The 10,228-nt window shown below is 33.1% G+C and carries 8 protein-coding genes; 4 read left to right on the forward strand and 4 right to left on the reverse strand.

What is annotated here, in order from left to right; all coding sequences use genetic code 11:
* Window positions 1–228 precede the first annotated feature (228 nt).
* Complete coding sequence (locus Q0800_RS03450; RefSeq protein WP_299127657.1) at window positions 229–3,759, reverse strand: methylmalonyl-CoA mutase family protein; 3,531 nt, start codon at window positions 3,757–3,759, stop codon at window positions 229–231.
* 146 nt (window positions 3,760–3,905) lie between these two features.
* Here Q0800_RS03450 and purU point away from each other — a divergent pair, with 146 nt between their 5' ends.
* Entirely contained in the window at window positions 3,906–4,760 is an 855-nt protein-coding gene (purU, locus tag Q0800_RS03455; RefSeq protein ID WP_299127660.1) for a formyltetrahydrofolate deformylase, read from the forward strand.
* A 233-nt stretch (window positions 4,761–4,993) separates the two neighbouring features.
* Complete coding sequence (locus tag Q0800_RS03460) at window positions 4,994–6,094, forward strand: OmpA family protein (protein ID WP_299127662.1); 1,101 nt, start codon at window positions 4,994–4,996, stop codon at window positions 6,092–6,094.
* A 33-nt stretch (window positions 6,095–6,127) separates the two neighbouring features.
* On the opposite strand, the gene Q0800_RS03465 is transcribed toward Q0800_RS03460, so the two are convergent.
* Both Q0800_RS03465 and Q0800_RS03470 read right to left on the reverse strand, forming a co-directional pair.
* Window positions 6,128–7,201, reverse strand: coding sequence for a TlpA disulfide reductase family protein (locus Q0800_RS03465; protein WP_299127664.1), 1,074 nt, complete (start codon window positions 7,199–7,201; stop codon window positions 6,128–6,130).
* 138 nt (window positions 7,202–7,339) lie between these two features.
* A complete protein-coding gene (locus Q0800_RS03470; protein ID WP_299127665.1) occupies window positions 7,340–8,308 on the reverse strand; it encodes an MBL fold metallo-hydrolase in 969 nt (322 codons plus the stop codon).
* A 41-nt stretch (window positions 8,309–8,349) separates the two neighbouring features.
* On the opposite strand from Q0800_RS03470, the gene Q0800_RS03475 reads away from it, so the two are divergent.
* Together Q0800_RS03475 and Q0800_RS03480 are read left to right on the forward strand one after the other, a co-directional pair.
* Window positions 8,350–9,054: a DUF4197 domain-containing protein gene (locus Q0800_RS03475; RefSeq protein WP_299127667.1), complete on the forward strand. Its 705-nt coding sequence runs from the start codon at window positions 8,350–8,352 to the stop codon at window positions 9,052–9,054.
* 110 nt (window positions 9,055–9,164) lie between these two features.
* Entirely contained in the window at window positions 9,165–9,344 is a 180-nt protein-coding gene (locus tag Q0800_RS03480) for a Lacal_2735 family protein (RefSeq protein WP_299127670.1), read from the forward strand.
* Window positions 9,345–9,588: 244 nt separating this feature from the next.
* On the opposite strand, the gene Q0800_RS03485 is transcribed toward Q0800_RS03480, so the two are convergent.
* On the reverse strand, window positions 9,589–10,228 hold a 640-nt coding region (locus tag Q0800_RS03485), incomplete at its 5' end, for a helical backbone metal receptor (RefSeq protein WP_299127672.1).

The raw sequence follows: 10,228 nt of genomic DNA on the forward strand, positions 1-10,228 counted from the left end.
GAATCTTCTAAACCTTCATTGGCTAAAGATTCTTTTAATAAAGGATGTAATTTTTTGAATGACATATTTGATCTGTAATTAATAATGAGACCGTTATACTGGACTCAGGGTAAGTGATTCACACAAATTCTAAAAAAACAGAATTTGGTTCTCTGTAGTAAAGACCCTTCACAAGCTCAGGGTAAGCGATTCACACAAATTCTAAAAAAACAGAATTTGGTTCTCTGCTTACATATTTCTACGATACTGCCCACCGACTTCAAACAATGCAGATGTAATTTGTCCTAGAGAACAGACTTTACAAACTTCCATTAAAGCTTCAAAAATATTTTCATTATTGATAGCCTTTATCTGTAAATCTTTAAGTAATTCATTCGTATCATGAGCATTATGCAGATGTTCTAAGGTTTTAATTTGAAACTCTTTTTCTTCTTCTGTAGCTCTAATAACTTCAGATGGTTGCACTGTTGGAGAGCCTTTACTGCTTAAAAATGTATTAACTCCAATAATTGGAAATTCACCATTATGCTTCAACGTTTCGTAATACAAACTTTCTTCTTGTATTTTAGAACGTTGATACATGGTTTCCATAGCACCAAGTACTCCACCGCGTTCTGTAATTCTATCGAATTCTGTCAATACGGCTTCTTCCACTAAATCGGTAAGTTCTTCAATAATAAATGATCCTTGTATTGGGTTTTCATTTTTAGCTAAACCTAACTCTTTATTAATAATTAACTGTATGGCCATCGCTCTTCTTACGGACTCTTCAGTTGGTGTTGTAATCGCTTCATCATAAGCGTTAGTATGCAATGAATTACAATTGTCATAAATCGCATACAAGGCTTGTAGTGTTGTTCTTATATCGTTGAAATCTATTTCCTGAGCATGTAAACTTCGACCAGAAGTTTGGATATGATACTTCAACATTTGTGCTCTAGTGTTAGCGCCATATTTATGCTTTAACGCTTTTGCCCAAATCTTACGAGCCACACGGCCTATAACCGCATATTCTGGATCTATGCCATTTGAAAAGAAGAACGATAAATTAGGCCCAAATTTATTGATATCCATACCTCTACTTAAATAATACTCCACATAGGTAAACCCATTGGCCAATGTGAATGCTAATTGCGAAATTGGATTTGCTCCAGCTTCGGCAATATGATAGCCAGAAATAGATACCGAATAGAAATTACGAACACCATTATCAATAAAATATTCTTGTACATCACCCATTAAACGCAAAGCAAATTCCGTTGAGAAAATACATGTATTCTGCGCTTGGTCTTCTTTTAAAATATCTGCCTGAACTGTTCCTCTTACCTGAGCAATCGTTCTAGTTTTTATGTCCTCATAAATGTCCTTAGGTAAAACTTGATCTCCGGTAATACCCAAAAGCATAAGGCCTAAACCATCGTTTCCCTTTGGGATTTCACCATTATAACTAGGTCTTATTTTTCCCTCGTAAAGCTTTTTAATTTTAGCTTCAACGTCCTTCTCTAGATCATTTTCTTTAATATAAATCTCACATTGTTGATCTATAGCAGCGTTCATAAAAAACCCTAGTAACATTGGCGCTGGGCCATTAATCGTCATACTCACAGAGGTCATTGGGTCTGCTAAATTGAATCCTGAATATAATTTCTTTGCATCATCTAAACAGCAAATGCTTACACCTGCATTACCAATTTTCCCATAGATATCTGGTCTGTAATCTGGATCGTTTCCATAAAGCGTTACACTATCAAAAGCAGTGGATAAACGCTTAGCTGGTAATCCCATACTAACGTAATGAAAACGTCTGTTTGTTCGTTCTGGTCCACCTTCTCCTGCAAACATACGTGTTGGATCTTCACCTGTTCTTTTAAACGGATACAATCCTGCTGTATACGGAAACTCTCCTGGTACATTTTCTTGTAAACACCATCTTAAAATATCTCCCCAAGCTTGATATTTTGGTAAAGTTACTTTTGGAATATCGGAATGTGATAAGGATTTGGTATGCGTTTCAATTTTTATTTCTTTATCTCTTACTTTAAACGTGTAGACAGGTGCTTTATAACGATTAACTTTGTTATCCCAACCTGTAATAATTTCCCAGTTGTATGGATCTAGGTTGAGTTTCACACGGTCGAATTCAGCGATGAGCATTTTTACAAAATCTTTTTTGTCATCCTGAACTCCTGTACTGAGCATAGTCGAAGTATGTTTCAGGATCTCATCTTGATCTAGTCCTTGCTTTACTAAGAAAGACCTTTCGACTGCGCTCAAGGTGACATCTGAGACAGAGCATATCGTTTTATATATGCCATATAGTTTTTGAGCTACCTCAACTTGTTCATCGGCTGTTTTATCATAAGCGCGGTTATTTTCTGCAATCTCAGACAAGTAACGTGTACGTGCTGGTGGAATCACAAAAATTTTCTCGCTCATTTCTTTAGAAATATCGAACGTCGATTTTAAATCTGCATCAGCTTTTTCTACCAACTTATCCATTATGGCTTTGTAAAGCGTATTCATTCCTGGATCGTTAAACTGAGAAGCTATAGTACCAAATACTGGCATTGTATTTGGGTCTGCATGCCACATATTATGGTTACGCATGTATTGCTTTTTTACATCTCGTAAGGCATCTAATGCGCCACGTTTGTCAAATTTGTTTATGGCTACTAAATCTGCAAAATCTAGCATGTCAATTTTTTCGAGCTGTGTAGCAGCACCGAATTCTGGCGTCATAACATAAAGAGAAACATCACTATGCTCTAAAATTTCAGTGTCGGATTGACCAATACCAGAAGTTTCTAAAATAATTAAATCATATTCTGCTGCCTTTAAAACTTCAACAGCTTCATTTACATATTTGGATAAGGCCAAGTTAGATTGACGTGTTGCTAAACTACGCATGTAAACACGTGGTGAGTTAATAGCATTCATCCGTATTCTATCTCCTAACAATGCTCCGCCTGTTTTTCGTTTAGACGGATCAACTGAAACCAAACCCACTGTTTTCTCAGGAAAATCAATAAGAAAACGCCTAACCAATTCATCTACCAAAGAAGATTTACCTGCACCACCTGTTCCTGTAATTCCAAGTACGGGAGCCCCTTCTAGCTTCCCCAGAGGGGAAGAACCCATACTCAGCTTTGAAAATAATTCTTCGAATTTGGCGTGCCTGTTTTCCGCAAGCGAAATTAAACGTGCTATAGTTCTTACGTCTTTATTCTTTACTGAATTTATCAATTCAGCATTAGTCATATTACTTAGTTCTGAAGCATCTTCATTGCACACTCTAGGTTCTTCCCCTCTGGGGAAGCTATAAGGAGCTTCTGACTTTTTTACCAAATCATTAATCATGCCTTGCAAGCCCATTTCACGGCCATCATCAGGTGAATATATTCTGGTAATACCATAATCCATTAACGCTTTAATTTCTTGCGGAAGAATAACTCCACCTCCACCACCAAAGATTTTGATATGACTTGCACCTTTCTCTTTAAGTAAATCGTACATGTACTTAAAGTACTCATTATGACCACCTTGATATGAAGTGATTGCAATAGCATTAGCATCTTCTTGTATCGCTGTATTCACCACTTCCTCTACACTTCTATCATGACCAAGATGAATCACCTCAACACCTGTTGCTTGTATGATACGACGCATAATATTTATAGCTGCATCGTGCCCATCAAATAATGATGCGGCAGTTACAATACGTACTTTATGTTTTGGCTTATAGGGTTCTAATTGCTCCATTCGTAAAAAACTTACTTAATTGATATACAAATTTACGGAATATTCAAAAAAATACGGCTACAATCAATAATTATCTAAAATTGAAACGCACTAAAAAATACTAATACATTTTAAATTATTTTGGTACAAGATTTAAATTCATTTGTATGCACAAAACGACCTTATTAATTCACTGCAAAGATCAACCCAATATTATTGCATTAGTAACTAATTTTATAGCACTAAACCATGGTAATATCATTTACATAGATCAGCATGTGGATCGGGAACAGAACATCTTTTTTATGCGTTTAGAATGTGAGTTTAACTCTAGTTCATTTTCAATTGATAAGTTTAAAATGCTATTTAAAAATGCACTTGTTGATAAATTTGGATTTAAATGGCGAATGTATGCCGCAGATAAAATGCCAAAAATGGCATTGTTCGTTTCTAAATACGATCATTGCTTATATGATATACTGGGACGCTATAACTCTGGTGAACTACATCTTGAAATTCCATTTATTTTAAGTAATCATAAAGACTTAAAACCTATTGCTGATAGTTTTAAGATCCCTTTTTACCATGTACCGGTTACAAAAGACACAAAACACCAGGCAGAATTAAAACAATTAGAACTTTTAGAAGCACATAATATTGACTTTATAGTGCTTGCTAGGTATATGCAAATTATTTCAAGCTTATTAATTGACAAGTATCCTAATAAGATTATTAACATTCATCATTCATTTTTACCAGCATTTGTTGGCGCTAAACCTTATCATTCCGCTTACAAAAGAGGTGTAAAAATTATTGGAGCCACAAGTCATTATATTACTGAGGAGTTAGATGCAGGTCCAATTATTGAACAGGACGTAGCGCACATTACCCATGCACACTCCATAAAAGATCTTATTACCAAAGGAAGGGATTTAGAAAAAATAGTATTGTCTAATGCTATAAAACTGCATGCTAATAGAAAAGTGATGGCATTTAATAATAAAACCATTATTTTTTATTAGCATTAGAATTTATTTGCTTTAAATGTTAATATTTTATTAATATTTCCTATTTTTGACCCTACGCCAAAGGTGAAATGTAAAAGAACGTACTCTTATTATTAATGATTTTCAACAGTTTAACTAACTTCAAAAATAATTGTGACCTATATAAAATATAGGTGTCTAATGATAGTATGTAGGATTTTTGCAACCTGCGTAATAATAAACTATAACCATTAACTAATTATTAAATTATGAAACAAAAATTATTATTATTAGTGTGTTTTGTCGCTGGGATCGGATTTTCTCAAGCACAAGGCCTACCAACTAACCCTGCACCAGGGAAATGTTATGTAAAATGTATTACTAAAGATGAGTTTAAGGAAGTTGAAGAAACGATTCAAACATACCCTGCTTATACATCTTTAAAAGTTGTACCAGCTACTTATAAAACAGTTGAAGAACGTGTTTTAGTTAAAGAAGCAACTAAAAAGTTTGTTTACGTGCCAGCTACTTATGAAACTGTAGATGTTTCTTATGTGAAGCAAGCTCCAAGTAATGATTTAAGAGTTGTTCCTGCCTCTTTTGGAAATGACTCTAGATCTTTTGAAGTATATCCTCAAACCTCTGGATGGGAATATAAAGTTTTAGAAGATTGTCCTTCAGTTAATAAAGATGATTGTGTTGCTGCATGTTTCGTAGAATACCCCGCTCAGTCTAGAACAGTGTCTTTTGCAACTTTAGCTTCTGATGCTAGCACTAACTCAATTGCTATACCAGAGCAAACTGCAACTTACAAAAAACGTGTAATTAAAACTCCTGCTAGAATGGATGAAATTGAAATTCCTGCTGAGTACAAAACAATTACAAAAAGAGTTGTTGACACACCTGCTACTACAACATCTAACACTGTTGCTGCACAGTACCAAACTGTTACAAGAACAGTATTAGATAAAAAAGGTGGAATTACCACTTGGGAAGAAGTTGATTGTGAAGTTTTAAATGCAACTCCAATACCAGTTTATTATGAATTAGGTAGTGCAAGATTAACTTCTGATTCTAAAAGAGTAATCGACGAACGTTTATTAACTATCTTAAATGATAAGCCAGTAAACATTGAGATTATGTCTCATACAGATTCTAGAGGTAATGACGATTTTAACATGTCTTTATCTCAGCAAAGAGCTAACTCTGTTGTTAACTATTTAGTATCTAAAGGTATCTCTAGAAGTAGATTATCTGCTAAAGGTTACGGAGAAACGCGTTTAGCTAACAGATGTGCTAACGGAGTTGAATGTTCTGAGAATCAGCACCAACAAAACAGACGTACAGAGTTTAGAGTTTTAAGTAACTAAAAACTGTTTGTTATATATTAAAAAAAAGCTCCCTTAGGGAGCTTTTTTTTGTATGTGATAAACTGGGTAAGTAATCGTTTTCTTCTCTGCGGTAATACCGTAATTATCTTCTAAATCGGCTTTCATTAACTGAAAAAATTTATAATGAAAATCCCAATCATGAAGCGTAAGGCTTGTAACTTCATCTGGTACAATAACTGGCATATTTAGCACGTAGGCCAATTGATAGGCAACATCTTTTAATGAAACGTTATCTGCTTTTATTTGAGAATCACCTACCAAATATTTAGCGTTATTTTTTCCCCAATTAATCTGATTGGTATCCCAAAATTTAGCAGATTCTGTCATAAAGCTTATGCCCTCACCTGTTTTAGAAGTGCGTTCTACTCCCAAATTCATTTGTACAACAAGCTTATAGGCTAAATTTTCATTTTGATTAAACGGCTTTTTTAAATAGATTTCATAATTGGTATCTAAACCATCCGCTAATACGATTTGATTTTTATAAATTCTAGCCAAATAGCCTACGATTGATTTCAATGACCCTGATAACTTGAGATATTTATCATTATCTACTACATGTAATTCTTTACTAGACGTCTTTATAGATTTTATCTCTATTGGCTTTGCAGGCACATAATCCGTGCTAAGTTCCTCGGTAACCTCTATAACATTAAAAAATGAATTTAATGATGATGTTGTTGTTTGCTGTCTTAAAAAATTAGCAACTGTCGCTGCTTTTAAATCTGGCGCACCACCTTGCCACAACACCTTTCCATTAGCATTAAACAACACTCCTTCTGGTAGTACTTTAACTTTAAACTTTTTAAACGTTTCTTTATTATAATCTATTGCTACAGCTAAATCATTTGGCTTTTGTTGCAAAAACTTCTCTACTATTAGTGGATTTTCACTAGATAATGACACTACGTAAAAATCATTAGGAAATTGGCTCTGCAATACCTTAAGATGTTCTTTTGCTGTGATACAAGGTCCACACCACGTCGCCCAAAAATCTACAAAAAATAACTTATTATTATCTGGTGTTGCAATTTTTGATTTTTGAATAAACTCTGAAACATTAACTTGACTATAGGAATTCGTCATAGTTATAGTAAAAACGAGTAGCGTAAAAAAATATTTTTTTAAAAAGGGATTCATATTAAATGATATAATTTTCTAATGGATAATCAAATACTGTGCTAAAAATAATAATTTATGTGATTATCGAATAACTAACGATAACTACAGTTTAAAATTGTCTCCTTGCTTCGCAAAGTTAAAACCTAATTTTTTAATACTATCCTTTAACCTGTGTTGGTTTTTAATTGCCGGGTTGGTATGGTTAAAATGAATAAAATAAATTTTCTGCTTGGTTTCTAAAGCTTCATTCTTAAATAGTGTGGTGGTCTCAGTTATAAAAGGATGTGGTATTAAGCTCATATCTCTTTTTAACTCACCATTGCTAAAAAACGATGCGTCTAAAAAAGCATAATCCACCTTTTTAACTTCTTCAACAATACTCTGGTTCCATTTATGCCATTTATCAATATCTGGAATAAACAATGTAGATTTACGATTTCCTTCAATTTTATAGCCTACCGTCTCAGAATATTCATCTCTGTGAGGTACTAAAAAAGGTGTAACTTGGATATAATTATTTAGTTTTAGTGATACCTTATTTTCTAAAGATTTTAATTCTATATTATTCAAATTTACCAACTGACTCCAAGGTCCATTAGTTTCTAAATACCTTTTCATCTTAGGCATTGCGTAGACAGGAATATTTTTTGCACCCAAGGCCTCTCTCCCAAATTGCATTAAACCTGTATAATGTCCTATATGCGCATGCGTTAGAAACACACCATCTACAACCTTACCGTTATCTAAATGATGGTCTTTTAATAGTTGGGTTTGTACTGTAATATCTGGTGTTGCATCAAAAAGCCACTTTTGCTTAGAGACCATATCCACCAAACCTAAACAAGACACTAGTTGTTTGGTTTCTTCACCTTTATAAAAAGTGTTACAACAGTCCTTATTGCAATTAATTTGCGGAAAACCAGCATCTTGTGCTACACCTAAAATTGTAATGTATTGCCCTGTAGTTTTGTTTATATCCTCTTTAACACTATCAACTTCTTGTTTTATGTGATATTCACAATTATATAAGAGAAAACAACATATTAGGCATAAAATTTGAATAGCTTTCATCTGTATAATTTACCTTTGCTAAAGATAGAAAACCTAAACCTATGATTAAAAGAATTTTTACCCTACTTATCATTTTAAATATAACAGCATGTGCAGAATTGCAACAGGTTGTAAATAGCATACCTCAATCTGGGACAATTAGCCATACCGATATGGCTGCTGGATTACGCCAAGCGTTAGATTTAGGTATTGATAAGCAGGTCTCCAAACTCGCCCAAAAAGATGGTTTTTATAAAAATGAATTAGTAAAAATTCTTTTACCAGAAGAACTTCAAAAAGTTGATGAAACCTTACGTAAAATTGGTTTAAGTAATTTAGCAGATAGTGGCCTTAAAGCACTTAATAGAGCCGCAGAAGATGCGGTTAAAGAAGCTACTCCAATATTTATAGAAGCGGTAAAAGAGATTAGTTTTAATGACGCAAAGACTATACTGTTAGGAAATGATAATGCGGCTACTAATTATCTCACTTTAAAAACAGAAACAGCACTTTATAATAAATTTAAACCCGTAATTAAAAATTCTTTCAGTAAAGTAGGTACTGATAAAATTTGGTCTAACCTCATCACTAAATATAACAATCTACCACTAACCAATACTATTAATGCTGATTTAACAGATTATGTTACAACCAAAGCTTTAAATGGTGTTTACACCATGATTGCGGTAGAGGAAAAAGACATAAGAAACAAAGTAACATCGCGCACTACAGATTTGCTAAAAAAGGTATTTGCATTACAAGATTAAAGACTTGTTTAATTTTTAAATTAAAAATCTAAACAAAATTTAACGATTGTGTTAAATATTTAGTAATTTACAGTATTAAAATAGTTCTTGCTGTGCCAAATTCCGTTAAATTGCTCCAAAAGAAAGTCAAATTAAGACAGAAATACCTGCAACTTATTGAAGACGCTTACAACCTTAGTCAAACCGATGATGCTATTAGTGATTTTTCTGAATATAAAGCAACAAAGGTACTTCATAAGATTAACAAATTAAATTTTGTTGTTGGTAATGGTCATCTAAGACCTCAGTAATTATTGTTTTAAAACATTCTAAAATTTTTCCAACATCAATATTAACATATTGATATACATTTTCTTATGTAGTTATTTATTTGGTTAAATCTCATTTAACAAATCTCATTTAACGATATGATAATAGTAGCTTAACATTTTTATTTTCAAAATGTCGTTACTTTACTAAGTCTAAAAGACAATGCTTAAAAAAGTTAAAAAGTTAGTTAGTTAATTAGTCGGCACTAGGTTAGTGCCGACTTTTTTATTTTAAGCCATGCAACGATTCAAAATATGTGTATGATTTAAGTAACCGACTTCCATACCATGAAAATAGTTCGCCATTTACAATCATTATTTGTTTATTAGGAAATAGCATTTGTAATTCTAAAATATGTTTCTCTTTAAAAGGATAAGGTTCGCTAGATAAAAAGATAGTATCAGTTTTCTTTAATCTAGTATCATTTAAATCAACCTCAGGATAGCGTTCTTCCTTTTCAAAAACGTTTATAAAACCTGCTTCACTAAGCATGTAATTAATAAAGGTATTAGAGGCGATTACCATCCAAGGGTTCTTCCAAATAAAATAAGCAACCTTTAATTTTTTATTGGTCTTATTTTTACTTTTAAACGTTTGACGTTCTTTTTGAATCCTAGATACGATACTTAAAGCAATAGCCTCTGCATTAAAAAGCTCACCATACATGCTAATTAACTTATAACAGTCCTCTAGATTAGCGATATCACTAATATGAATTGGTGCTATAGCCTCTAAAGCTTCTATAATAGATTTTGTGTTTTCTTCTTTATTGCACAGAACAATGTCAGGCTTTAGCGTTTTTATCCTGTCAATATTAATCTGCTTTGTTCCGCCGACAATAGCTTTTTCTTTTCGCAAGTGCTTG

The organism is uncultured Winogradskyella sp., from assembly GCF_937958655.1.
Taxonomy (GTDB): domain Bacteria; phylum Bacteroidota; class Bacteroidia; order Flavobacteriales; family Flavobacteriaceae; genus Winogradskyella.

What these genes read in the sequence shown, in the direction of transcription:
- Q0800_RS03470 (WP_299127665.1), bottom strand. Translation starts at nt 8,308, where the DNA reads ATGAAAGCTATTCAAATTTTATGCCTAATATGTTGTTTTCTCTTATAT.
- Q0800_RS03460 (WP_299127662.1), top strand. Translation starts at nt 4,994, where the DNA reads ATGAAACAAAAATTATTATTATTAGTGTGTTTTGTCGCTGGGATCGGA.
- purU (WP_299127660.1), top strand. Translation starts at nt 3,906, where the DNA reads ATGCACAAAACGACCTTATTAATTCACTGCAAAGATCAACCCAATATT.
- Q0800_RS03465 (WP_299127664.1), bottom strand. Translation starts at nt 7,201, where the DNA reads ATGACGAATTCCTATAGTCAAGTTAATGTTTCAGAGTTTATTCAAAAA.
- Q0800_RS03450 (WP_299127657.1), bottom strand. Translation starts at nt 3,759, where the DNA reads ATGGAGCAATTAGAACCCTATAAGCCAAAACATAAAGTACGTATTGTA.
- Q0800_RS03475 (WP_299127667.1), top strand. Translation starts at nt 8,350, where the DNA reads ATGATTAAAAGAATTTTTACCCTACTTATCATTTTAAATATAACAGCA.